Source organism: Streptomyces sp. C1-1 (assembly GCF_050214755.1).
In the GTDB taxonomy this organism is placed as follows: domain Bacteria; phylum Actinomycetota; class Actinomycetes; order Streptomycetales; family Streptomycetaceae; genus Streptomyces.
Map to the genome: position 1 here is coordinate 286,794 of NZ_CP189826.1, position 25,720 is coordinate 312,513.

Below are 25,720 nucleotides of genomic sequence, written 5' to 3' on the forward strand. Positions count from 1 at the left end.
GGAACTGGCCGACGGCGAGGAGGTCCAGCTGACGCGCCCCGCGCTGCGGCGGGACCACCAGCAAGCGGAGCTTCGCCCCCTGCTGCGACAGAGACAACCGCTACGAAGACCTGCCCAACGGCATCCTCGCCGGCGCCCCCGCAGCCCTTCACCGCGCCCGCCAACTCCACCTCGCCGCCTACGGCATCTGACCAGGCGACACCCACAACAGCGACTCCGCAGTCAACCCCCCGAAGGACTTCCAAACTTGACCACTAAAGGGAGCCATAGGGACTGACAGCTCGGGCCGTACCCCGCTGTGCCGGCGGAAGTCAGTTCGGGCGGGCGCCTCAAGGCAGGGGCATCGAGCGCAGAGAAGCGTGCGTGCGTGCCATGACGACGAGATGGTGCGCGTCGTCGCCCGGCACGACGAGCAGGGGGCCTTCGCCATCCCTTGTCTCCGGATAGGGCGCCGACATGCCGGGGGCGGCGGCTCCGGTCGCCTGCGGCCCGGCGTGCAGGTCGATCGTGATCACACGGCCTCGCGTGACCTGGTCGTTGCCGGGGGTGAAGGTCACGAACCGACCGTCGGCCAGGGCGCCCTCACGTGTGGTGTCGTAGTAACTCCACAGCCTGCGGCGGCCCTCGAGGTCGTATGCGTTCCAGTTGCCCGCGCTCGTGTCCTCCGCGCCGGCCTCGAACAGCATCAGCACCCCGTCGGAGGAGACCAGGGCACGCACTGGTTTCTCTCCCGTGTCCTTCGGTGTCGGCAGTGCCGCAAGCGTCGTCGGGTCCAGACGCCGCATGGGCGGGAAGACGTCCCCGGCCGACAGCGGACTGCCGGTGCATACGAGGTAGTGGCCGCCGGAGACGAGATGCGGGCATGCCATTCCCCGGGGACTCGTCGCCACGGTGTCGCCGGTGCGGGCGGCGCGGGCGGTGACCCGGATGCCGTCGGTCGTGTAGACACGTCCGCCGAAGGCAGCGATGCCCTCCACCGGGTCCGCTTCGACACCGCGGTGCCACAAGGGCCTGCCGTCCGAGGCGCGGAGGGCGGTGAGAGTGACGTTGCCGACGGTGGCGGGCGGCGCGTCGAAGGCGTAGACGGTGCCGTCCGCCGCGCCGAGGCCGACGTAGGCGCGCCCCTCGGGCAGCCGGCTGGCCCAAGCGGCCCTGCCCGTCCGCAGATTCGCGGCGCGCAGCACACCGCCGACGCCGGTCACCGCCCGTTCGTCCGCCGCGTCGACGACGAGCCCGGCGCTCTTGCCGCTGTCGGCCGCCGGCACGCTCCAGGTGACCTTCCCGTTCGCCCGGGACCGCCCGACCAGGCCGCCGGAGCGGGTGGCGCACACGATCTGGTGCGCCGTCGCGCCACAACTGCCGGACGCCTCCTGCCGGGACAGCCCCGTCCTCCACGCCCGCCACGGACCGGACACCGGCGACTGAGCCGCCCCAGAGCTGGAGAGGCCGGATGAAGAGGTGGCCGAGGGAGGGGTGTTCCCGACCGGTGCGCACCCGGTGCCCACCAGCGCGCACATCGCCACGACCGCCATGGACAGTGCCGTAGGTATCCGACCTGGCCGCTCCATTCCGCTCCCCCCTGTGCGCCGACGGTCATCGTCGCACGAGCCCCGCCGATCCGGTCCGTTGCGTGGAGCGGACCCGCAGGCGACGGCTCGGCGCCGACGCAGCCAGGTCGGCAACCGGCCACCTGACGGGTGTGCTCTCACCTGGCTCGAGGGCACGTCCTTGCCGCCCCCGCCCAAACGGCTTCATGACGCGCCAGGGGTCGACCCGATCGCCGCGCCGGCCGCAGCGGCGCGGGCCGCAAGGCGTCCCCGCCAGGACCGGCACCGAGGGCTGAATGCGCCTGGCACACGCGGAGATCGGCCACCCTCTCGCTGCCGAGCCGGCCCACCTCCCTGCAGCGCGACCTGCGGCCAGCCGTTTGATCACGATCAGGTCAAGATGAGAGATACGAGGCAACCACACATCTTCTTCACCAGTCACACACCTGCACGACATCAAGCGCTTCAGAGGGAACCATGAGCAACCAATACCCGCAGCAGCCCCAGCCCGGCTGGGGCCAGCAGCCCTACGGGCAGCCCCCCTTCCCGCCGCAGCCCCCGAAGAAGACCGGCCCCGGGAAGATCATCGGCCTGGGCTGCCTCGGCATCGTCGGACTCATCGTGGTCATCGGCATCATCGGCGCCCTCCTCGGCGGCGGCTCGGACTCCAAGAAGTCCAGCGGCTCCAACGACGTCAAGGCCGCCGCCTCCCCGTCGTCGAGCAGCAAGCCCGCCGACACCGGAAAGCCCAAGAGCAGCGAACCGAAGGCCAGCCCCACGAAGACGAAGAAGGCGGAGAAGAAGACCGTCGTCTTCAAGGTATGGGGAACCGCCCCCGCCGGCGCCCTCGGCTCGCTGGACATCACGTACGGCTCGGACTCCGACACCCGCAAGGGGTCGTTCAAGAACGGCAAGTTCGAGGCGACGCTGCCCCTCAACAAGGACGCCATGTACTACAACGTCATGGCGCAGCTCCAGGGCTCCGGGGACATCAACTGCTCCGTCACCGTGAACGGCAAGACGAAGAAGGGCCACGCGTCCGGCGGCTACAACATCTGCAATGCGCAGCTGAGTTCCGGACTGCTCGGCGGCTGGGAGTAGCCACCCGCCCACCTGAACCAGGCCCGGCCGCACCCCATGGCGGCCGGGCCGACCAGCGCTCCGACGAGCAGATCGTGGAGTCGGCGGGTGCCGGCGCGGACAACGGACGGGTTCGCGGTGTTCGCCGTCCTCATGCCGGCGGGATGGTGGCATGCCCGGCGCCAACGCCTTCCCCCGGCGGCCACTCCACGATCGCGGGAGCAGATGCCGGAGTCCGGCGGAGCACGACGGGATCTCATCTGACCGCATCGGGAGTGCCGCGACGGTGATCCCGCTAGGGTTCACCCATCGTCCACAATTGCTCTCGGCGGGGGTTTTGTTCGTGTCTGCGGTCGTTGCTCGCCGTGCTTCGGACCCGGTCCGGATAGGTCGTTTCCGGGTGGTGGGGGTTCTGGGCGCGGGCGGGATGGGCACGGTGTACGCCGCGCTGGGGGAACAGGGCGAGCGGGTGGCGGTGAAGGCCGTGCACGCCGCGCAGGCGGCTGACGAGCAGTTCCGGGCCCGGTTCCGCCGCGAGGTACAGGTCCTCCGGCGGGTGTCGGGTCCGTGCCTGGTGCCGCTGCTGGAAGCCGATCCTGAGGCGGACGTCCCATGGTTGGCCACTGCCTTTGTGCCCGGTCTGACGCTGGGGGAGCATGTCGCGGTACATGGACCGCTGGACGGGATCCAGCTGCATCTGTTCGCCGCAGGGACGGCCAGGGCGATTGAGGCAGTGCACACTGCGGGGGTGGTTCACCGCGATCTGAAGCCCGCGAACGTGATCCTGGCCCCGGACGGTCCGCGCGTGCTGGACTTCGGCATCGCCCACGTCGTCGACGGCACCGCGGTCACCCGCACCGGCATGCTGACCGGCACCCCGGGCTGGCTGAGCCCCGAGTACTACCGGGACGGCACCGCCGGGGCGCCGGGAGACGTCTTCGCCTGGGGCGCGCTGCTCGCTTTCGCGGCCACCGGCCGCCACCCCTTCGGCACCGGCAACGCCGAGGCCGTCGCCTTCCGTGTCCTCAATGCCGAGCCGGACCTCGCAGGCATCCCCGATGATCTGCTCAGCCTCGTGACGGCATGCCTCGCCAAAGACCCGTCCCGCCGGCCGTCGTCGGCCGCCATCGCCCAGCAGACCGACCAACTACTGGGCGACCAGGTGACCCAGGTACTCGGCGACATGCACGACCGGCCCACGCAGATCCCGAACCTGATCGCCGAGCAGTGGCATCCCCCGACCGTCCAGGACCCCGCCTGGCCCGCTCCCGCCCCCCGCCGACCGGGCCGGCGGACCTGGCTCGCCGTCGTCGCGGCCGCCGTGTTCGCCACAGCTGCGACCGGCACCTGGTTCGCGCTGGCTGCGGATCACACTCCAGCGCGCGGCGCCAACTCCTCACCTCCAACCGCGACCCACCCCACCCCGGCCACCCAACCGGCAGCGAACACGTCTCCTCTTGCGCACACGGCCAACACCCCGTCACACAGTCCGACCGCCACGGCCGCGTCCACGCCCGAGCAGACCCAGGTGATCACCCTCAGCCCCTGGACACCGGGCGGAACCCCGGCAACAGGCATCACCATCACCGGCCATGCCAGCGGCTCCTGCTACGAGACCGCCGAGTCCACGATGCGGCTCGACGCCTGGCGCTGCACCGCCGGCAACCGGATCCTCGACCCGTGCTTCTCCCCTGACTCCGATCCCGCAGACACCAGCGCCCTGTGCCTGGACGGAGCCCCCGACCGCATGGTCGAACTGTCGGTCCCCGACGGCCTTCCCGGCAACAATGACCACATGCCTGGCGGACCCGACATCGAACCGATCATCCTTGTCCTGGCCAACGGCACGCGCTGCTCCTTCGCCGGCGGCGGCACCTCGACGCTGGCGGGACACCGACTGAACTACGGCTGCGGCGACGGCGGCTATCTGTACGGCTACCCGAACAAGACCGCCGCCCTGTGGACCATCTCCTACGCCGCCCCCAACAGCGGAACCAGCGTCTCCACTCCCATCACAACCGTCTACCAATAGCCCGCCGACATTCTGAGCCACCCGCGGCATCGTCGCCCTGGCCAGGCAAGGCGAGCCGCCATGCTTCAGGACACGTCAGGTCCGGCCGCCGACCTGCGCACCCTCATGAAGGCCATCCTCTACGTCGACCGCAGCGGCATCCCAGGCGCTACCTGCGGGGCCATGTCTTCCTCGGTACCGCCACCGCGGCGTCCATCGCGATCCGGCTCCGCACGTGGATCCCTGTCCGACCCAGCAGTAGACGTTCTGGCCCTGGCGCCGGGCCCTGCTGACGAGGGCGGCCAGATCACTCAGGATCACCTCGCCGATCTCTGCGCCGATGACCTCGCCGTCCCCGCGAAAAACTCGACGATGATGCTCACCCCGGCATCATGCCGGACCGCCCACGACCGCGATGGCCGGACAGCTTCCCAACAGGGCCAGCTGGTTCACCGGGAGATTCAGCACGGTCGCCGTCTCTCCTTCGGTCGCGCGGCCGCTGACAACCTGCGACACACGGGCCGCCCCGGCGCATCCGTCGGGGCGGCCGTGGGCCATCAAGGTTGGGTGGTCATGGGCTGTCCTCGCCGCCCTCGGTGCCACCGTTGGCCAGCCACTGCGCGTAGGCGATCGCGGCCAGCCGTGCTGAGATGGCGTTGTCACGCGCGGTGGCGGTCGTCGCCGCGGCCGTGCCGGCGGCTGCGGCCAGGCCCGAAGTCGGCGCGTACATGGCCTCGTTGAAGACCGATCCGCTGGGAGCGGTGGCGACGGCGAACACGGGGTGGGCCGTGCCTCCGGAGAAGGAGGTCGAGATGTAGTCGCCGACCATGGTGCCCTGCGTGGTGCCGGCCAGCCAGGAGTGGCTCATCGGACCGGCGAGCTGGGTCGGGGCCGTCCAGGTGCTCCCGCCGTTGGCCGAGGAGACATACCCGACATTCAACTGGCATGTTGCGGCGGTGCAGTTGGCGGTCGGGTGGTAGTAGTACGTCAGCGCGAGGCGGGCGGCGGAGCCCGAGGTGGCCGGGTCGACGGCGAGGCCGGGGATGAAGTGATCGACCGTGCTGGTGGTCGCGTCGATCGGGATGCGGGTCACCGCCGACCAGCTGGTGCCATTGGTGGTCGTCACCATCACGATGTCGTTGGAGGTGCAGGAGCCGCCGCTCGCGCGGAACCGGCAGTCCTGCCAGACGACATAGACCCTGCCCGCGGCGTCGATCTCGGCGGAGGGCAGCGGGCCGCTTCGCAGGCCACCGCGCACGGTGAACGTACTCACGGTGGCCACGGTGGTGGCGTTGGTCCAGGAGCTGCCGCCGTTGGTGGAGGTGAAGGCGCGGATCGCGGTCTCGGAGGCGTTGGCGATGGGGACGATCACGGTGCCGTTGGGTTGGACGACGGGCTGCCCGCCCAGGCCGGTGGCGTTGTTGCCGGTGTTCTTCGACGCTCCCCAGGTGAGGCCGCCGTCCGAGGAGGTGGTCATCTTGATGCGGTCGCCGTCACCGTTGTTGTCGTACTCGGTGTAGCAGTTGCCGTAGAAGGCGCTGGTCGCGGTGTTGTCGCAGACGATCCAGTTCTTGTCGAGGCTCGAACCCGTCGCGGTGACCACCGGATTGCTCCAGGTCAGGCCGCCGTCGGTCGAGCGGCTGGTGAACACTTCGGGCACGGAGACGGACGAGGTGATGGGGATGCTGGAGATCAGCCAGACGTTGTGCTTGGCGTCGTAGGCCACCGATGCGTCGCTGACCCGTTGGAAGGTGCCGCCCGCCTGGGTGGTGATTCCCGGCAGGAACCCTCTGGTCCAGGTGGCACCACCGTCCTTGGAGGTCGCGAAGCCGACATTCGAGCCGCCTCCGTCGGTGAACCGGCCGACCTGGAAGGCGGAGACGACGGTGGAACCGAAGGAGAACGTGTCCGGCTCGACCTCGGTGGCGTGCTGGCTGCTGGAGTTGGTGTAGGGATCGGCGCTGATCTGGGTGAGTGCGGGTGCGGCACTGGCGGTCGTCGTCGACAGGGTCAGCGCGCCGGCCGCGAGGGCCACCGTCACCAGGCCGGGTCTCGCCAGGCGGTGGAGCAGCAATGCCAGGGACATGATCCGTTCCCTTTCGCAGAAGGGGCGCGTCCGGCATCGGTCCATCGCTGAGTGGGGTCGGGTGCATGCCTCGTACACGTCCGCGCCATCAGGGCGGGGCCCGGCCGAACCGAACGTCGTGCAGGACGCGCTGAGGGACGCCGACACTCTGCTGCGTAAGCATGCCCATGTCAATACTATTGGTGCAACAGCACCTGAATCAGACGGAATTGATGTGCTCGCGATCGAGACGCCCCACGGCGGATTCACGCGTCGCGCTCCTGCGCGACGGACGGTGCTACGAACTCACACGGACCAGAGCCCTCGGCTCGGTCCGTTGAGTGGAACGTGGCGTGACGGGGGGTTCCCGGCATGCCACCGTGTCGGTCACCTTTCTGCGCGGCAGTTTCATTTCCGAAGTGAGGCCAGATGGCTGATCCACTTTTCGTCTTCCTGGTGAGCGGCAACCCCGAAAGGCAGGACGACGGCTTCGCCAGGTGTGCGTGGCTCCGGGTCGGTGAACTGGTCTCCCAATTCTTTCGCAATCGGAACAGTCCTGACGCGGTGGTGAAGGCCGACACGGTGTTGCGGTTCATCCATTTCGACTGCCACACGGCCACGGTGCAGATCTACGAACACGACTTCAAGAAGCAGAAGTCGCACGTTGCCGACCCGGCGGCGAAGCACGTCGCCAGGAACTGGGTCCCGCTGGACGCGAGCTTCGTGACGAAGTTCGGTCCACTGGATCCGCAGAGCGATCCGAAGCAGTTCGTGGAGTGGGAGGTGATCGCCAAGGCCAAGGCGTCCGGGTCGGATCACGCACTGTCGATCGTGAACGTGTACCACTCGGTCCGTAAGGCGCCGCGTGGCTCGGTGCTGGAACTGAGCATCTTCTCGCACGCTTTCGTGGACGGTCCGGTCCTGTTCAACACCGCCGCGGGCACCGGGGACCGTCGCGATCCCGATGACACCGACGGCCGGGCGGCGACCGACTTCCGGGCGGACATGGGCGAGGCCGGCGCCGCGAACGCCAACGCGCTGGACGAGTTCAAGAAGGGCTTCGCGGACACCGGCACCTTCCGTATCTGGGGCTGCAACATCCAGGACATCGTCGACACCAACCCCCCGCCCCCGCAGACGCAGCGCAGATGCCTGATCATGAGCACGGTCCGGGAGGTCGTCGAGGCGTCCTACGCCCAGCAGATCAGAAAGGGCGGCGCGCTCGCGCAACTGCTGAAGAATCCCAAGAAGTTGCCTCCCGGCTCGACGAAGATATCCCTCGACATGGGTCGGCAGATCAACCATGAACGGGAGCTTCAGTCGGACCCCCACGCGGGGCACGGGCTGACTCCGTTCACCATCGATCGGCTTTTCGAGATCCGCTACGACGAGAAGTTCGCCAATCACTCGTACGACTCGTTCTTCCGGGGGAACGGGACTCCAAAGGCGGCTTCGCCAAGGTCATCACCAGATCGTTGTCGGACATCGTGCAGTTCGTGGCGAAGGAGACCCTCCCCAGCTACATCTTCGTCGCCGCGCAGGCACTCAAGACGGTGACCGTCGTCGGCGGCGCGCCAGGGACGAGTGCCGAACTCGACAGCGCGGGACAGCAGATCATCGGGCCTGCCCGGCGGTACGAGGCGCTGTTCTTCAGCAAGTTCTTCGGGGTCTCCATCAAGGATCACGCTGCCGCGGTGAACCGGTACTACGCGTTCTTCGACAACCAGGGGAACGCCGTGAAGACGATTCTGGACCGGGCAGCCAATGGGCTCCCGTAGCGGCGCGGAGGTTCGCGACCATGACTGACGACCGACCCAGCACGCTGGACGTTCTCGCCGCCGAACTGAGCGTGGCCCTGGCCGCGCTGGAAGGTGCGCTCACCCCGGCGAACCTCACGCCGCTGCTCATCGAACTCGGCCTCACAAGCCCGCCGGATCTGACCGCGGATGCCGCGTTCGGCCGGACAGTGGCGGATGCCGCCACCGCCGCCGGTGCCCTGGCGTCCGGCGTCGACGAACTGGTGGCCGCCGACGACGGTGCTCCACGTGCGGCGGCCGCCACCCGCCTGCTCGTCGCCGTGCGGCGCCTGGTCGTCGCTCTGGACGCCTTGGCGAGCGACTTCCGGCGGGCCACGGCCAACCTGCCGAACGCGGGGGAACTCGCCCAGTTCGCCGCGACGCTGACCGAACACCTGCTGGGTTCAGCCGTCGTGGGCTATCTGGAACTGGGGCATCCGCTGCTGCTGCGGGTGCTGTCCCTGCTGACGATCGTGGAGACGGCGCTGGTCGGTGTCGCGTCCGACGCCGACGACGAACCGCCGCTCGTCCACCGGGCCCTGCACCTGGACCGGGCCGGTCGCCTGACGAGCGATCCGTTCGCCGTCCTGCGTGCGGGCTACGGCTGGGGTGACACCACCTTCGACGGCAAGGCGCTGCTGGCCAGAGCCCGGGATCTGTTCGACACCCTCGATCCGATCGCGGTGGCCGCCGAGGCCGACGAGGACGGCGCGTCCACCCTGGATCTCGCGAATCTGTTCATCCGGGTCGCCACCGATGCCGTACCGCCGGGGCTGGACGCGGGACTCTTCGGTGACGTGGCAGGACCGCTCGACCTCGTCCTGGGACGGCTCGGGGACACGCTGCGCGTCGTGCTGCATGTCGACGGTCACCTCACCGACGGGCTGGCGATGCGGCTGTCCCCGCCCGCGAAGCTCGGGTTCAAGGGCGGATCGACCGCGGCAGGGACGGTCTCGCTCGACGTCGTCGCCGAGAGCGCCGACCCGGCCGCACCGTTCGTCATCTTCGAGGTCGGCGACGGGATACGCCTGCAGGCGGTACGCATAGCCGCGGGACCGACCGTGGACCTCGTCGCAGACGTCGACGACAGCACGGTCAACGGTGACGTCGGCTTCCACGCCGACGTCACCCAGGCCGAACTCGTCGTCGACACCTCACAGGCCGACGGCTTCCTCAGCAGTGTCCTGCCGGCGGACGGACTTCGGGCGGGGTTCGACTTCGGCCTCGTCTGGTCGAAGGAACGGGGGTTGACCTTCCGGGGCTCCGGGGCGGCCGAAGCGACCTTGCCCCTCTCGCTGGAGCTGGGACCGGTCACCGTCACCGGCATCCATCTCGGCCTGCGTGTGAAGGACACCGCCCTGTCCGCCGAGGTGTCGGCCGACGCCGGCCTCGAACTCGGCCCGATCACCGCGACCGTCAACCGGCTCGGCCTGACGGTCCTGTTCTCCCGTAAGCCCGGCCACGACGGCAACCTCGGCCCGCTGGACGTGTCCCTGGGATTCAAGGCGCCGAGCGGTGTCGGTCTCGCCGTGGACGCCGGCGGGATCGCCGGCGGCGGCTTCCTGGCCTTCGACACCGAACGCGGCGAGTACTCCGGCGCCATGGAGCTGGAGTTCGCCGACTTCCTGGCCCTGAAGGCCGTCGGTCTGATCACCACCCGTATGCCGGACAGCTCGCACGGCTTCTCGCTGCTGATCGTGCTGAACGCCGAGTTCGGCAGCGGCATCCAGCTCGGATACGGGTTCACGCTGCTCGCCGTCGGCGGGCTGATCGGGTTCAACCGTGGGATGAACCTTCAGGCGCTGGTGGAGGGTGTACGGACCGGCGCGATCGATTCGGTGGCATTCCCGCAGGACGTCGTCGCGAACGCGCCGCGGATCCTGTCCGACCTGAGCCGCTTCTTCCCGCCCGAGCAGGGCACCTTCCTCATCGGCCCGATGGCGAAGATCGGTTGGGGCACCCCCACCCTGGTCAGCATCTCCCTCGGCGTGATCATCGAGATCCCCGGCAACATCGCCGTCCTCGGTGTCCTCAAAGCCGCACTGCCCACCCAGGACAAGCCGCTCCTGGTCGTCCAGGCCCAGTTCGTCGGCACGCTCGAACTCGACAAGTCACGCCTGTGGTTCTTCGCCAAGCTGTTCGACTCGCGGGTGCTGACGATGACCATCGACGGCGGCATGGGCGTCCTCGTGGCCTGGGGCGACAACCCCGATCTGGTGATCACGGTCGGTGGATTCCATCCCGCCTACCGGCCGCCGCCGTTGCCGTTCCCGGTCCCGGACCGGCTGTCGGTGGACCTGCTCCATCGCAGCAACCAGCTCATTCGGGTGTCCGGCTACTTCGCCGTCACGAGCAACACCGTTCAGTTCGGTGCCAAGGCCGAACTGCGGCTCGGCTTCAGTGCCTTCGGCATCGAGGGCCACCTCGGTTTCGACGCGCTCTTCCAGATCTCCCCGTTCCGGTTCGCGATCCACATCTCCGCAGGCGTCACGCTGAAGGCGTTCGGCATCGGGGCGTTCGGCATCGACCTGGACTTCCAGCTGGAGGGCCCGGCGCCGTGGCGGGCGCACGGGAAGGGCTCGATCGGCTTCCTGTTCTTCTCCGTCTCCGCGAACTTCGACATCACCTGGGGCGAGCAGCGCGACACCACGCTCCCGCCGGTCGCGGTCCTGCCGTTGCTGGCCGCCGAGCTCGGCAAGACGGAGGGCTGGGAGACCCGGTTGCCCTCCGGCTCCAACCGGGCGCTGGTCACCCTGCGACAGCTGCCGCAAACCGACGGCCTGGTCCTGCATCCGCTCGGATCGCTGTTCGTGCGGCAGCGGGCACTGCCCCTGGACGTCCGCGTGGACCGGATCGGCGGCCGTACCGCGAGCGACGGACGCAGGTTCAGCGTCGCGCCGGCCCCCGAAAGCGGTCTGACACAGGTCTCGGTCACCGGCGACAGGTTCGCCATGGCCCAGTTCCAGAACATGACCGACGCCGCCAAGCTGTCCCGGCCGTCGTACGAGACGCAGGACGCCGGACTGCAGCTCACCGCGGCCTCCGGCGTGCTGGCATCCCCGCGGGTGGTGCGCCGCAGCGCCCGGTACGAACTGCACATCATCGACAGCGGGGCGTCGTCCTCCCCGCAGGCGGCACCGCAGCGGATCACCACGGCGCGTGTCGCCGCCGCTCCCACCACCGCACCCAAGCGCTTCCACAACGTCAGCGGCCCCGTCTTCGACGAACTGCTGCACGGCAGCAGCACCAGCCGCGCGGCGCTCTCCCAGCGGCAGTCCCGGCAGCGACAGCCGTTCGCCGTCCAGGACACCGTCCGCGTCACCGAGCAGCGCTTCGTCGTCGCCTACGTCAAGAGCAACCGGCAGGCGTTCCCGCCCAACGCCCCGGGCCGGACCTCGCGGGGCACGGCAGCGACCTTCCGCAGCCTCACCACGGCGCAGGACGCGCTCGCCGACTTCGTCACCGCAGACCCCTCACTCGCCGGCCGGCTGCACGTGATCCCGGCGTCGGAGGCCGCCGCCTCGCCCGCCGCCCCCGGCACCTGGGCCGCCGCCGGACCGCTGCCCGTACCCGCCTCCCAGGTCGAACCGGTGCCCCTGGCGAACGGCAGGATCCTGCTCGCCGGCGGAACGGGAGCGGCCGGGACACCGCTCGCCACGACCGCGCTGTTCGATCCCACGGCCGATGCGTGGTCGCCCGGTCCGCCCCTGGCCATCGGACGCCGTCAGCACACCACGACCAGGCTCGCCGACGGACGGGTGCTCGTGCTCGGCGGGCGCGGCACGGCGGGCGTGCTCGCCACGGCCGAGGTCTTCGACCCCGCGGCCGGTACCTGGACACCACCGCCGACGCCGATGGGCACGGCCCGTTCCGGGCACACGACGACCCGGCTCGCCGACGGCCGACTCCTCGTCACCGGTGGAAGCGGCGCACGGGCCGGACAGGAGGACGGCGCGCTCACCTCCGTCGAACTGTTCGACCCCGCCACCGGTTCCTGGACGGTGACAGCGCCGATGACCGACGCCCGCACCGGCCACCGAGCCGTCGTACTGGCCGACGGGCGGGTCCTGGTGATCGGTGGCGCGCTCGCCACCGGGGGCGGGCGGCACAGCGCGCTGGCGTACTGCGAGGTGTACGACCCGGCCACCGGGCACTGGACGCCCACCGGCAGCCTCGCCCAGGCCCGCACGGGCCACCAGGCGGCGCCGCTTGCCGACGGGCGGGTCCTGGTCACCGGCGGCGACGCCGTCGTCGCCGGTGACGGCACCCTCGATCCGCACAGCCTGTCCACCAGCGAGCTGTACGACCCGGCGACCGGGCGCTGGAGCCCGGCGGCGGCCATGCCCGGCGCTGGGCGCAGCCATCACCGGATCCTGCCGCTGCGCTCCGGAGCCGTACTCGTGATCGGCGGAACCGGCGCCCCGGAGCAGACCGCCGGCTACCGCTCGGTCATCGCCTACGACTCCGCCGCCGACGGCTGGACCCCCCTCGGTGGTCTCCTCGTCGGGCGCTTCGACCTCGGTGCCGTCGAACTGGCCGACAGCCGGGTCCTGATCGCCGGAGGCGTCGCGGCAGCGGGCCCGGCGGCCGACGACCCCGACGCCGCACGGCCCACCGACACCAGTGAGGTGCTGATCCCGTGACCCGCAGCCGCCCCTGCCGCACCGCACCCCGGCCTGCCCGCCGCCACAGCCGCCGTTGTGGCGGCCATGCCCACCACGGCAACCACGAACGCCGCCACGACCACACCGTCCGCCCCGACCACGACGGCCGTCCGATCACGGCCACCATGACCGTGACAGCAAAGGACCTGACGCCATGACCACATCCACCGTGCCGGCCACCGGCGCGTGGACCACCGCCGCCGACCTGCCCGCACCGGCCGCTTGGTACGGACAGCACGACGGCGCCGTCCTCCTCGACGACGGCACCGTCCTGGTCGCCGGCGGCGTGGACGCCGCGTCCACCGCCCAGAACACGGCCGCCGTCTACGACCCGGCGCACAACACCTGGCAGCCGGTCGGCACCTTGCACACTCCCCGGCACCTGCACACCATCACCCGGCTGCCCGACGGCAAGGTACTGGTCTGCGGCGGCCTGAGCGGCTCCTCCACCGCCGGGCCGGGCCTCGCCTCGGCCGAGGTGTACGACCCCCGGACCCGGCTGTGGAGCACGACCGGCGCCCTGGGCACACCCCGCTGGGGGCACAGCGCGATCCTGCTGGCGGACGGTTCCGTCCTGGTCGCCGGGGGCAGTACCGTCCGGTCCGGCCCGTCGACGACCGCGTTGCGTTCGGCGGAGCGCTTCGATCCATCCACCGGCCGGTGGACCGCGGTCAAGGACATGACCGACGCACGCACGGGCCACACCGCGCTGTCGCTGACCGGCGGAGCCGTCCTGGTCTGCGGCGGTGTCGCACCGGTGGGCACCGCCGACGACCCCGCGCTCGCCTTCTGCGAGCTGTACGACCCCACGCAGGGCCGCTGGACTCCGACCGGCGGCCTGCTGCGGGCGCGCCGGCACCACCAGGCCACCCGGATCTCCGACAGCACGGTACTGGTCACCGGCGGCACCGCGCCGGGCTCGCCGGGCACCAGCCCCTACGACCCGTTCAGCCAGCGCGGCGCGGAACTGTACGACCTGACCACCGGCGTGTGGACGGCGGTGGCGCAGATGCCCTCCGGACGGGCCTTCCACCGGGCGGTCCCGCTCGCCGACGGGCGGCTGCTGGCGATCGGCGGGGCGGCGAGCGATCGTGACGAGGCCGGATTCCGCAGCGCGGTGATTCACGGCGCTGCCGGGACGGACGACGCCGTCGCCGACGTGTGGACTCCGGCCGCCGGCCTGGCGACCGGACGGTGGGCGTTCGCCGTGGCCACACTGCCGAACGGCCGAGTGCTGGTCACCGGCGGGGTCTCCCGCTCCGGACTGGCCGCCGCCGACCCCACGGTCACCGAACTGGCCGTGACCAGCGAGGTGTTCGCCCTCGACGACGCGCACACCCCGGTGACCGGGAGCGCCTCGTGACCGAGAACGCCTACTCCTTCCTGCCGTGGCTGCGCGCGGGCATCACCACCCGGATCACCGCCGACCCCGGCACCGCCGAACGTGCGTCCGTCCCGGTCAGCCTGCGGATCACCGGCGACGCGATACCCCGCGGCACCCTGGTCCAGGACGTGGAACGCACCGTGCAGCTCTACGGGCCCGGAGACGTCATAGGCGTGGATCCGCGGGCGATCTCCCGGACCGAGCCACGGCCGGGCGTCACCAACGTGGAACCGAACTACCTGGCCCACATCGAGTTCTCCCAGGAGGACTTCGTCTGGCGCTACAGCCCGGCGGCACCCGACGGCGCCACCAAGCGGCTCCTGCCCTGGCTCGCCCTCGTCGTCCTGGCCTCCGGCACCGACCCGGGCGGCTTGGACGCCGAGTTCACCGAGGCTGCGGGCAACGGGCCGCTGCCCTCCATCGTCGTGGCCGACCCGCAGGCCACCCTGCCGCCCGCCGGGCAGCTCGGCGCCTGGGCACACGTGCACGTCAACGGCTCGCTGGACAACCCCGTCGCCTCGGACGACACCGTCGCCGCCCTGGCCGCGCTCGCCGAGGTGCTGCGCACCGACGCGGACCACGCCTGCTCCCGGCTGATGTGCCCGCGCCGACTGCGGCCGGACACCGCGTACTCGGCGTTCCTGGTACCGACGTTCGAGACCGGCCGGCTCGCGGGCCTCGGCCTCGATCCGAACCTGGCACCGGGGGCGCTGCACTCCAGCTGGGCAGCGCCCTATCCCGGCCAACCCGCCACGGGCCAACTGCCTTACTACCACCGCTGGTCGTTCAGCACCGGCACCACCGGGGACTTCGAGTTCCTGGTCCGGCTGCTGACGCCGCAGCCGGCCGATCCCCGGGTCGGGCGCCGCCCCCTCAACGTGCGCCACTCCCCTGGCCTCGGCCTGCCGGCCATCGACACACCGCCGGAACTGGCCGGTGTGCTGCCGCTCGGCGGCGCCCTGAAGGTGCCACAGCTGCCCGGCGACCCGGTCGACCCCGCTGAGAACTGGGACAACTTCCTCGGACTGCCGCCGCCGGCGCTCTCGTATCCGCATCCCTTCCAGAAGGCTCTGGCCGGTGTGATCAATCTGGCCGACGACTACCAGCGCCATGCGCCCTCGGCCGCGCATGCCGCTCTCGCCACGGCCACGGACGTCGGCCCCATCGCGCTCCCCGACGACACGGCCACCACGGTCGATCCGATCATCACACCACCGCTGTACGGGCGCTGGCACGCCCTGACCTCACGGCTCCTCAACGACCGGGACGGCGTCCCGGTCCCGGCTCCGGCGAACCACAACTGGGTCCACCGACTCAACCTGGACCCGCGTTTCCGCGTCGCCGCGAACCTCGGCGCCCAGGTCGTCCGCGCGCACGAGGAGAAGCTGATGGCCGCCGCCTGGGAGCAGGTCGGCGACGTTCTCGTGGCCAACGGCCGCATTCGCGCCGCGCAACTGGCCCGGGAGGTCGGGCACTCACTGCAGACCCGGCACGTGGACCCCGTACAGGGCGCCGGCCCGAGCGCATTGGCCCAGGCCCCGGCGGCAGCATCCGGACGCTCCCTGACGCTGACCGCGCCGGCCCACTCCCGGCTGACCACGACCGCCGCCGACACGCCCACAGCGGCCGCCCTGTCGGCGGACCAGGAGCCCAAGGTCGCGGTCGGATTCCGGGTGGCGGCCAGCCAGGTCACCGCAGCGCCGGTCTCGGCGGCGATGCGACGTATCACCCGGCCGGGAGCCCGGCTGATACGTTCCCTGCCGTTCCCCGACGATCAGCCGCCGCAGGCGCTGCTGTCCCGCATGGACGCGGTCACCGACCCGGCCACCGCCGCCGCTCCCAAGACCACACCGGTGGCGCTGGTCACCCCGGCACGCCTGCTCGCCGCACTGCACCCGGGACAGGACACCGGCGGCGATCCGGTCGACCGACTCCCGCACAGCCCCGACTTCGTCCTGCGCTCCGTCGACGACCCGGTCACCCCGCACCCCGGCACCGCCGACAGCGCGGAGGCGGCCCGGTTCAAGACCGCGCTGCGGGACCTGCACCAGGGCCTCGACACCGGGACCGCGGTGGGGCGCACCGACGTGCGGGTGCCCCTGGGAGTCGTCGGCGCCACCACCTCGGTGCTCGCCGGACTGCGCGCCGACATGACCGTACCCAAGGCGGTGCTCGGCTCGGTCAGTCTGCCCGACCGACTGCAGCCGTTCGCCGCCGAGTTCACCGAGGCGATGGCCTACCCGGTCTTCGACCTGCCGGCCTACCGGACGCTGCTGGACCTGTCCGTCGACGCCCTGGTCCCGAACCTGAACCTGCTCCCCGCGAACTCGATCACCCTGCTCGCCAACAACCGGCCCTTCATCGAGTCCTATCTGGTCGGGCTCAATCACGAAATGTCCCGCGAGCTGCTGTGGCGCGAATACCCGACCGACCAACGAGGCACCCCCTTCCGCCAGTTCTGGGAGCCGGTGGCGACGCTGCCCGTACCGGGCGAGAGCCCCGAGCAGCGTCGAGAGCGCGGATACGACATCCCGCCCATCCACCGCTGGCCGCAGACGAACCGCCTCGGCGACAACGACAACCGCCGGCACAGCGGCCCCGGCCGGGACGACCTGGTCCTGGTCGTCCGCGGTGAGTTGCTGAAGAAGTACCCGACAGCGGCGATCTACGCGCACAAGGCGCAGTGGCCGGCCGGCCCCGACGGACGCCCGGACACCACCCGGCAGCGGGAACCGGCCGAACTTCCCACTGACCGGCCGCCGACGCCGCAGGAGGTGCTGCTGCCCCGCTACGAGGCGAAGGTCGACCCGGACATCTATCTGCTCGGCTTCGACCTGGACGCCGCGCAGGCCCTCGGCAGCCCGCCCGACGACGCCGGCTGGTTCTTCGTCCTCAAGGAACGCCCCGGCGACCCGCGGTTCGGCGTCGATGACGCGCCGCCCACACATGTGGAGGTCTGGAACGACCTGACCTGGGACGACGTCGACCCGCACCGGCACGGTTTCCTCGAACTGGACGCGGACGTCACGGTCGCGCTGCAGAGCTTCGACGGGTCCGGGGACGAGCCGGAGAAACTGCAACAGCGCGCCGAGGACGAGAACCTGCCGCTGTGGTTCGCGGGTCTCAGCTCGGCCGACCTCGCTTACATCCTTTTCCAGGTTCCGGTCCTGGTCGCCGTACACGCTCAGGAGATGCTGCCGCGATGACCGCCCCGCTCAGTGACGACTTCCCGGTCCTGCTGGGGCCGGTCCGCATCGAGACCCGGTTCACCCCGACGGAGCTGCTGGTGCGGGTGTTCCCGGACGAGTGGCAGGTCGACAAGTTCGAGCCCAGGCCCACCGACGCCGAGATCGCCGCACTCGACGCCTACTGGACGGCCCGCTGGGCGGCGGGCGGCCGGTCGGGCGCCCTGCAGGCCGCCTGGCAGGAACTGGTCGGCAGGGTCCCGGCCGGCCGGGCCGCCTGGCTGCTGCGCACCCGCGTACCGGCGAATCCGGGCGAGGAACCGGCCGGGGTGCCGGCAGCCACCACGGTTCTGGTGGTACGCACTCCGGCGGCGGTGGCGGCCAACGACCGGCAGCCGACGATCACGTACTGGACGTCCGTGTGGCGGGCGCACGGCGACCGGCAGCTGCTGGCGCAGGCGGACAGCGCCCTGCTCGCCGCCGTGGGTGCCGCACGCACGAACACGATCCGCGCCTCGCGCCCGTCGGGAGTGGACGCCGCCGCCCTGACTGCGGGCGACGACGTGCTGGTCGCCTTCCTGGTACTGCCGCCGCCCGCCGCCGCGAACGTGGCGGCCGACTCGTGGACGCAGGCGGCCCAGGCGCGGCTGCTGCCCGACCGCTTCCGGGTGCTCGGGTACGTGGGCGGCGCGCAGGTGCTGTCCGCGACCGGGGCTCCGGTGCCCAAGTCGCTGGCGGTGAGTCCCGATCCGTCGGCCACCGACCAGATCTCCGTGGACGAGCGGACGGGGGTGCTGCACGTCCCGGACGCGCTGCGCTGGCTGACCGACTTCGACCGGACCGTGGCGGTCGGCATGGGGCTGCGGATCCCGCTGGACGACCGGACCCGCGGCGGACTGGACCGGCTGGTCGTCCTGGGGCTGCGCGAGCAGTCGACACCGCAGCAGTCGGCCACCGACCTGTCCGACCTCATCACCCGGCAGTTGCGCAGCCCGGACGGGTTCAGCCTGCTGCCGCAGGGCACCCCGACGAACAACACCGAGGAGGCACCCGCCGGGCAGGACGCCGAGGAGGAGGCCGACGCGGCGCTGCGCAGCACCCGCACGACAGCCTTCGCGGCGGCCGGCGACTGGACCACCCTGACCGACGGGCGCCGGTTCACCGACCTGCTGGGCCTCGCCCCGGACCTCCTGGCCGGCATGCCCAACGCGGACGGCACGGATCAGCGCGACGCGCGCGCCGCCAACACCGCGCTGTGGCCGGCCACCTGGGGCTACTTCCTGGGGACCGCGCTACGGCCGCTCCTCGACCCGCGGGCGGTCGAGGCGACCCGCGACTTCTTCATCCGCCATGTGTCCGGCCGCGGCCCGCTGCCCGCCGTGAAGATCGGCCGGCAGCCGTACGGCATCCTGCCCACGACCGCGTTCTCCCGGCTGACCTACCCGGACTCCGCGCCTCACCGCCGCGCCCTGAACCGGGTCCTGACCGCCGCCGCACAGGACTGGAACGCGGCCGCAGCCCAGGTGCCGCATCTCGGTGCCCCCACCGACGACGCGCACCAACTGCTGCTGGACATCCTCGCGCTGCATCCGACTTCCGCCGAGTACCACCAGCGGTACGCACAGAGCGTCGAGGACCTGTTCAACCGCGAGAACCTGGGCGGCCTGGGCCCCACGGTGCTGCCCGCGCTCGACCGGCTCAACCAGCCCCCGCCGGTGCGTGCCCTGCTGGCCCGGTTCGGTGCGGCCACCGGACCGGGGCGCGATCCGGACCTGCTGCGACGCCTGTTCGTGGACTTCCAGCAGCCGCTGTCGGCCCCGCTGATCGACGACCGCCCCCTGTCGGAGACGCAATCCGTCCGCGACTACACCCCGGACCGCAGGAACTACCTGCGCTGGCTGGCCGACGCGGCCGACAGCGATCTGCACACGGTCCGCCTGGAACTGGGCTTCACCGACGACGTGCGGCCCTCCGCGCTGCTGTATCTGCTGCTGCGGCACGCGCTGCTGCTGGGCTGGGCCGACACCGCGCGCGCCCTGATGGCGGCGGCGGGCGCGGGCCCCGAAGACCTGTCGACCGCGGATCCGGCCTTCATCCACGTCCGCATCCCCGCACCCGGCCAGAGCCTGCCCAGCGAGAGCCGGTTCCGGCTGCTGTACTCACCGGCCCCGGCCGTCACCGGCAGCACGGACCAGCTTCTCGTCGACTTCATTCCGACCCTGCTGCAACGCGCCGACACCGCTACCGCCCAACTCGCCGACCAGGCCCGGGCTCTGCAGCAACTCGCCGGACTGCCGACCGCCCGCCTGGAGCGCGTCCTTGCCGAGCACCTGGACCTGGCCACCTACCGGCTCGATGCCTGGCGGCTGGGCCAGGCCACCGAGCGGCTGGCCGAGCTGCGGTTCGGCCCCGACGGAACGGCACCCGCACGGCCGGGCCTGCACCTGGGCTCGTACGGCTGGCTGGAGGACGTACGGCCGAGGACCGGCGAACTCACCCCGGTCACCCTCAGCGGGCCGCTCGCGACGGTCTTCGCCGGCAAGGAACCGCTGCTGCACGACCCTCACAACGAGGGCTTCATCCACACGCCGTCGCCCGGCCACGCCCGGACCGCCGCCGTACTGCGGGCCGGGTACGCCGCCAACCGCACGCCGGACAACCCGGGCGCCTTCGCGATCGACCTCAGTTCCGAACGGGTCCGGGTCGCCCTGACGCTCCTCGACGGACTGCGCCAGGGACAGTCTCTCGGCGCCCTGCTCGGCTACCGCTTCGAACGCGGCCTGCACGACCGGCACGACCAGGCGGAAGTGGACCGTTTCATCGCGGCGCTGCGCCTCGAATTCCCCCTCCGGGCCGGGAAGATCTCCCAGACCACGGACGACCCGCAGGACCGGCCGGAGGACATCGGGCAGATCGAAGCCCGCAACGTGATCGACGGACTCGCCTTGGTCCGGCATCTGACCCGCAACGAGGTGTCCCAGAGCTACCCCTTCGACATCCCAGGACTGCCCGAAGCCGACCCGGGGCAGACCGACGCCATCACCGCCGAGGCGGCCCGGCTGCTGGACGCCAACGACGCGGTCGCCGATCTCGCGGTCGCCGAATCCGCCCACCAGGCACTCGCCGGCAACGTCGAACGCGCCTCGTCGACCCTGGACGCGTACGCCAAGGAAGGCCTGCCTCCGGAGCCCACGGTCGTCGAGACCCCGCGCAGCGGCACCACGCTCACCCACCGGTTCGCCCTGCGGCTGCGCCCGCAGCGCCATCCCGACCACGGTGATCCACCCCGCGCACAGGGCGAGCCGGCCGTCGACGACTGGCTGCCCACCCTGTTCCCGCCACCGCGGTCGGTGGCCGCCCTGGTCACCTGGACCGACCCGGTCGACGGCCGCACCCACAACCGTGCCGTGACCCAGGACGACCTCGGCCTCGCCCCGATCGACCTGCTGTGGACGTTACGGCCGACCGACGCCGCCGCCATGACGGAACTCGACGACCGGATCGTCGGCGTCGTCGTCGACCGTGACCAGCCGCGCCCCGACACCGAACTGACCATCCGCCACACCGGACGAGTCCCCGGCAAGATCAGCTTCTTCGAGCTGTCCCCGCTGGTCAACGCGGTCCGAACGCTGCTCACGACAGGCCGCCCGTTGCGCCCCTCCGACCTGGTCCCGGCAGCCGGCACCACGCCCGTGGACCGGAGCGCCGACGACGCCGTCTCCCTGCCCCGGGAGCGGCCGGCCGCCGTCCGTGCCGCACTGGCGGACCTCGCGAACGACGTGAGCGGCTACCTGACGGATCTCGCGCCGCTCTACCCCGCCCCGCCCGCCACACCACACCGCGCCACCGTGCTGGACCGCATCGACACCTTCCTCGCGGGGTACGCCGAACTGGCCACCACCGCGGCCGGGTTCGGCATGGTCCGCAGCAGCTGGGGCGAGCTGACCGCCTGGCGCCGCGCCGCCTACACGGACGTACTGACCGCGGTGTCGGCGATCACAGACCGGATGACACGGGCCCTGGCCGGAGCCGACGCGCTTCTCGCCCAGTACGACGCGCTGCCGAAGGCCACCACGGACGCCGACCGGTTCCGGTTGCTGCGCCAGGCGGAACGACTCCTGACGACCGCACCCGTCGCCGTGCTGCCCGACCGGCCCTCCAAGTTCCGGTCGAACCTGCGCAGCGAACGCGACGACTTCGACAGGCAGCTGCGCGATCTGCGGAAACTGGGCTCCACCACACGCAAGACGCTCAGCGGGCTGCTGGAGGACGTACAGGACGAGCTGCCGCTGACCGGCATCGACCCCGTCGGCCTGGACCTGACCGCCGTACTGGACCGTGTGGTGGCGTTCGGCCGCGAACTGCTGGAACGCGCCCTGGCACTGCGGACCGAGATCACCGCCCGGCTCGCCGCCTGCGACGCCGCGCTGGCCGACTACGACCACGCGGTCACCGGCCCCGACCGGGTCGCCGCGGGCACCGCGGCGCTGCGCGCGCTGCTCGGCGCCGACGCGCTGGTCGTCCCCGAGTACACGCCGTCCGACCCCATCGCCTCGGACCTGCGCAAGGCCTTCCGGGACAGCGATGCCTTGGTCCGGCACCTCACCCAGCCGCCGGTCGCACGGGACTTCCCGGTGGACGACTGGGTGCACGGGGTCGCCCGGGTACGTGACATGCCCCGCCTGTGGGAGCGCGCCATACTGCTCAGTGACGCGCTGCGGGACAGGGACGGTCTCCTCGGCCACGCGCCCGACGGGCAGGAGCCCGTCCTGGTGCCCGTCCAACTGCCGTACCACCCCGGCGACCACTGGCTCGCCATGGAGTTCGCCGCGGGCACCACGATCACCGAAGACCGGTTGCTGTTCACGGCCCACTACGCGGCCGAGCCGCAACCAGGCGACAGCACCCAGTGCGGGGTGCTGTTCGACGAGTGGACGGAGGTGATCCCCGCCGACCGGGAGACCACCGGTATCGCGGTCCACGCCGACAGCCCGGACTCCGAACCGCCGCAGGCGATGCTCCTGGTCGCCCCGCCCGTACGCACCGGCGCCTGGAACGTGGACGACGTCCTGGCCGCGGTCATCGAGACCTTCGACCTGGCCAGGAGCCGGCTCGTCGAACCGGCACAACTGGACGACAGCGCCTACGCGCAGCTGCTGCCCGCGACGCTCATGTCGGCGACCCGTCAGCCGATCACGATCAGCACCGACCTCGCTGTCGCCAACGAACGCTGGAAGGCCGATCATGACTGAGTCCCGTATCCACGACCTCCCTGCGGCGATGAGCCGGCGCGAGCATCCGACCGTCGGGGTGTGGAACCGCCTGGAGGGCCGTCCGCGCACCACCGACTTCGGCCGGGCCCTGCGGGCCGAGGTGCGCGATCCGCTGTGGATGCTGGCCCGGCAGTGGCAGCTCGGCGAGTTCCGCGGCACGGACGGCGGTTCGCCGGTGACCGCGACGTACTCGGTCACCGCGAGCCCGCCGGGGCGCTTCCGGACCGACGCAAGCCCCGCGGGCCCACCCGCCGGGCCGCTGCCGCCCGACCGGCCGCTGGAGGCGGTCGCCGAACGGCAGCCGCTGCCCTTCATGTTCGGCGACGAGCCGATCTCCTTCGACCTGCGGCTGGTCCTCGGCCGCCGCTGGCTCAAACTGCTCGCCCGGTCCTCGGAGCTGCGCTCGCACGACTTCGGCGAGCAGTACGTCACCCGGTATCCGATAGCGCTGCCCGACCCCGCCCGTCCCGCCGACGCCCCTCGTGTCGCGCACCCCGAGGTGTGGGCTTCGATGCAGGCGGTCGCGGGCCGACGGATGGACGGCTATCTCCTGTACAAGCACGTCAAGGACGGCGGTCACGCGTCCGACGGCATCAACGATCCCGGGCGCCGCCACCGCAGCGAACTCGACGCGCTCGGCGTCCGGTTGGTCGGCTGGTTCGACGACTTGATCGACCAGCCCGCAGGTCTCGCTCCGGAGCGGCCCGCGGGCGACTCGACCTGGGACGCCCGGCGCCTCGAACACCGCTTCTCCGTTTCGGCGCCGGCACCCGACGGGTCGGAGCGGGTGCTGAGCGCGCCGGAGTACCCGGGCGGCGAACTGGACTGGCACGCCTTCTCGGTCTCGCCCGGCGGCTCTCTGGGCGGCGCTGCCCCGGCGCCGGCGGCGATCAACCGGACCGTCTTTCCCTCACCGGTACGTTTCTCGGGTATGCCGCTGCCCCGGTGGTGGGCGGTGGAGGACGGGCGTACCAACTTCGCGGCGGTCACGCCCGACAGCACCGACCTGGCGCGGTTGGTCTTCCTGGAGTTCGCCCTCGTCTACAGCAACGACTGGTACCAGCTGCCCTGCGACCTGCCGGCCGGCACGCTTGCCTCGATCCAGGGGCTCGCGGTGACCGACGTCTTCGGTCAGCGCCGCTGGATCACCCCGGCGGACAGCGGCACAGGCACGGACCGGCAGCGCTGGTCGATGTTCACCCTCAACCCCCTTGCCGTACCGGGCTCCGCCGCGGCGCCGGCTCGAGCCGATGCCGGGCTCCTGCTGCCGCCCGGTACGCCGAAGGTCGCCACCGGCCCGGCCCTGGAGGACGTCGCGCTGGTCCGGGACGAGAGCGCCAACCTGGTGTGGGGAGTCGAGCAGACCGTGCGGCAGGCCACCGGTGAGGGCCGGGCCGGCGACGAGGTCGCGGCGGAGACGCTCGCCTTCCGCCGCCTGCACGTCCCGGCCTCGACGAGCGAGCCCGGGGCCTACCAGGTGATGAGTTCCGTACCGGAGAACTGGATTCCCTTCATCCCCGTGCACGTCCCCGGCGACAACCGCAGCGTCCAGTTGCAGCGCGCCGCCCTGCCGAGCGAGGTGGACGCCACTCCGGTCCGCCCTCGGACCGCGCTGCTGCGCGAGGGCCTGGACGCGGGCCGCCCGTACTTCGTCAACGAAGAGGAGGTGCCGCGGTCCGGCACCCGTCTGACCGTCGCCTACAACCGCACCCGGACCCGGACCGGCCGGGTCGTGGTCTGGCTCGCCGTCAACCGCGGTGTCGGCCGCGGCGAACGCTCCAACGGCCTCACGTTCGACTTCCTCACTCAGGCCACGTCGGCGGGCACCTGAGAGGTTCCCTGCGAACCGCCGCACCGGCACCAGTGCCGGCTGTCCCGGCGAGAAGCCCGGTCGGCCACCGGCCGGTTGCAGGTCGGTGCAGCCCTCGGCGGGGGGAACTACCTGCGGCGGCAGGAGGCGCGGTGCCTTGATCGGGCACAGGATGGCCGAGTTCGGCGACGAGCCAGGCCCGTTCCAGGCCGATGTCCTCGGTCATGGCGTGCGCAGGCCACCGTGAACTGGCCGCCACGGCACCGGTCATGAGGGGCCGTCTGGGGAACTCGGCGGTGATCGGCATGGCCACCGTCGGACCCGCCTCGGGCCTGTTCTGACAATGCCCAGGGCGTGTCGGCGGCGTCTACGAGGGCGGTGTGGGACGCGGTCTAGGACGCGCCGTCGCCGGCGGTCTCGTTGCGGTGCGGCTCCAGGCGATCGACCGCTTGCTCGCTCCATGCGCGGATGACCGATGCCTGCTCGGGGGTCAGTGAGTCGAGGAAGTGGCGGCGGATGTTGCCGCCGTGCACGCGGACGGCACTCCGGGCGGCGCGGCGCCCCTCGGCGGTCAGCCCGATCCCCGCGCGGCGACCATCGGCCCCGTACTGGGTGCGCCTGACGAAGCCGCGTTTCTCCATGCGCGTCAGCTGATGTGAGACGCGGCTCTTGTCCCAGTCGAGCGACTCGGAGAGCTCGCCGACACGCATCTCGCGGCCGGCGGCCTGCCACAGCGTCACCAGCACGCTGAACTCGGCCTTCGAGATGTCGCAGTCATGCTGTAGACCACGCTCCAGCTCCCTTGTGAGCAGGCGCTGCGCGCGCATCCAGGTGTCCCAGAACTCCCACTCCTCGGGTTCCAGCGATCGAGTCTCCGTCATGTCGCCGAGGATACCGCGACCAGC

Annotated in this window: 13 protein-coding genes; 10 read left to right on the forward strand and 3 right to left on the reverse strand. The window is 71.4% G+C overall.

The genetic code is table 11. The features are described from left to right. Nucleotides 1–329 precede the first annotated feature (329 nt). Nucleotides 330–1,532: a PQQ-binding-like beta-propeller repeat protein gene (locus ACQF4J_RS01340; RefSeq protein WP_427164239.1), complete on the reverse strand. Its 1,203-nt coding sequence runs from the start codon at nucleotides 1,530–1,532 to the stop codon at nucleotides 330–332. 492 nt (nucleotides 1,533–2,024) lie between these two features. On the opposite strand from ACQF4J_RS01340, the gene ACQF4J_RS01345 reads away from it, so the two are divergent. Both ACQF4J_RS01345 and ACQF4J_RS01350 read left to right on the forward strand, forming a co-directional pair. Next, nucleotides 2,025–2,648, forward strand: a complete 624-nt coding sequence (locus ACQF4J_RS01345; protein ID WP_351578805.1) for a hypothetical protein — start codon at nucleotides 2,025–2,027, stop codon at nucleotides 2,646–2,648. Between the two features lie 379 nt (nucleotides 2,649–3,027). Next, entirely contained in the window at nucleotides 3,028–4,659 is a 1,632-nt protein-coding gene (locus tag ACQF4J_RS01350; RefSeq protein ID WP_427164240.1) for a protein kinase domain-containing protein, read from the forward strand. Nucleotides 4,660–5,209: 550 nt separating this feature from the next. Here ACQF4J_RS01350 and ACQF4J_RS01355 read toward each other — a convergent pair. Next, entirely contained in the window at nucleotides 5,210–6,724 is a 1,515-nt protein-coding gene (locus ACQF4J_RS01355) for a sialidase family protein (protein WP_427164241.1), read from the reverse strand. A gap of 435 nt (nucleotides 6,725–7,159) precedes the next feature. On the opposite strand from ACQF4J_RS01355, the gene ACQF4J_RS01360 reads away from it, so the two are divergent. Genes ACQF4J_RS01360 through ACQF4J_RS01395 form a run of 8 tightly spaced genes read left to right on the forward strand, consistent with a single transcriptional unit; the run spans nucleotide 7,160 to nucleotide 24,836 of the window. Further along, nucleotides 7,160–8,260 carry a hypothetical protein gene (locus ACQF4J_RS01360; protein WP_427164242.1) on the forward strand — a complete coding sequence of 367 codons (1,101 nt, stop codon included), beginning with the start codon at nucleotides 7,160–7,162 and terminating at the stop codon, nucleotides 8,258–8,260. Continuing rightward, nucleotides 8,200–8,481 carry a hypothetical protein gene (locus tag ACQF4J_RS01365; protein ID WP_427164243.1) on the forward strand — a complete coding sequence of 94 codons (282 nt, stop codon included), beginning with the start codon at nucleotides 8,200–8,202 and terminating at the stop codon, nucleotides 8,479–8,481. The genes ACQF4J_RS01360 and ACQF4J_RS01365 overlap by 61 nt, the downstream gene beginning before the upstream one ends. 20 nt (nucleotides 8,482–8,501) lie before the next feature. After that, nucleotides 8,502–13,142, forward strand: coding sequence for a DUF6603 domain-containing protein (locus tag ACQF4J_RS01370; protein WP_427164245.1), 4,641 nt, complete (start codon nucleotides 8,502–8,504; stop codon nucleotides 13,140–13,142). After that, a complete protein-coding gene (locus ACQF4J_RS01375) occupies nucleotides 13,139–13,321 on the forward strand; it encodes a hypothetical protein (protein ID WP_427164246.1) in 183 nt (60 codons plus the stop codon). Before ACQF4J_RS01370 ends, ACQF4J_RS01375 begins: the two co-directional genes overlap by 4 nt. Further along, nucleotides 13,318–14,526 (forward strand): Kelch repeat-containing protein, encoded by a 1,209-nt coding sequence (locus tag ACQF4J_RS01380; protein WP_427164247.1) that lies wholly within the window; start codon nucleotides 13,318–13,320, stop codon nucleotides 14,524–14,526. Before ACQF4J_RS01375 ends, ACQF4J_RS01380 begins: the two co-directional genes overlap by 4 nt. Continuing rightward, nucleotides 14,523–17,753, forward strand: coding sequence for a hypothetical protein (locus ACQF4J_RS01385; RefSeq protein ID WP_427164248.1), 3,231 nt, complete (start codon nucleotides 14,523–14,525; stop codon nucleotides 17,751–17,753). Before ACQF4J_RS01380 ends, ACQF4J_RS01385 begins: the two co-directional genes overlap by 4 nt. After that, nucleotides 17,750–22,984 (forward strand): hypothetical protein, encoded by a 5,235-nt coding sequence (locus ACQF4J_RS01390; protein WP_427164249.1) that lies wholly within the window; start codon nucleotides 17,750–17,752, stop codon nucleotides 22,982–22,984. Before ACQF4J_RS01385 ends, ACQF4J_RS01390 begins: the two co-directional genes overlap by 4 nt. After that, nucleotides 22,977–24,836, forward strand: coding sequence for a hypothetical protein (locus tag ACQF4J_RS01395; RefSeq protein WP_427164251.1), 1,860 nt, complete (start codon nucleotides 22,977–22,979; stop codon nucleotides 24,834–24,836). Before ACQF4J_RS01390 ends, ACQF4J_RS01395 begins: the two co-directional genes overlap by 8 nt. A 371-nt stretch (nucleotides 24,837–25,207) precedes the next feature. Here the strand turns inward: ACQF4J_RS01395 and ACQF4J_RS01400 are convergent, their stop codons facing one another. After that, nucleotides 25,208–25,696 carry a MarR family winged helix-turn-helix transcriptional regulator gene (locus ACQF4J_RS01400; protein WP_351578835.1) on the reverse strand — a complete coding sequence of 163 codons (489 nt, stop codon included), beginning with the start codon at nucleotides 25,694–25,696 and terminating at the stop codon, nucleotides 25,208–25,210. Between the last annotated feature and the right edge of the window lie 24 nt (nucleotides 25,697–25,720).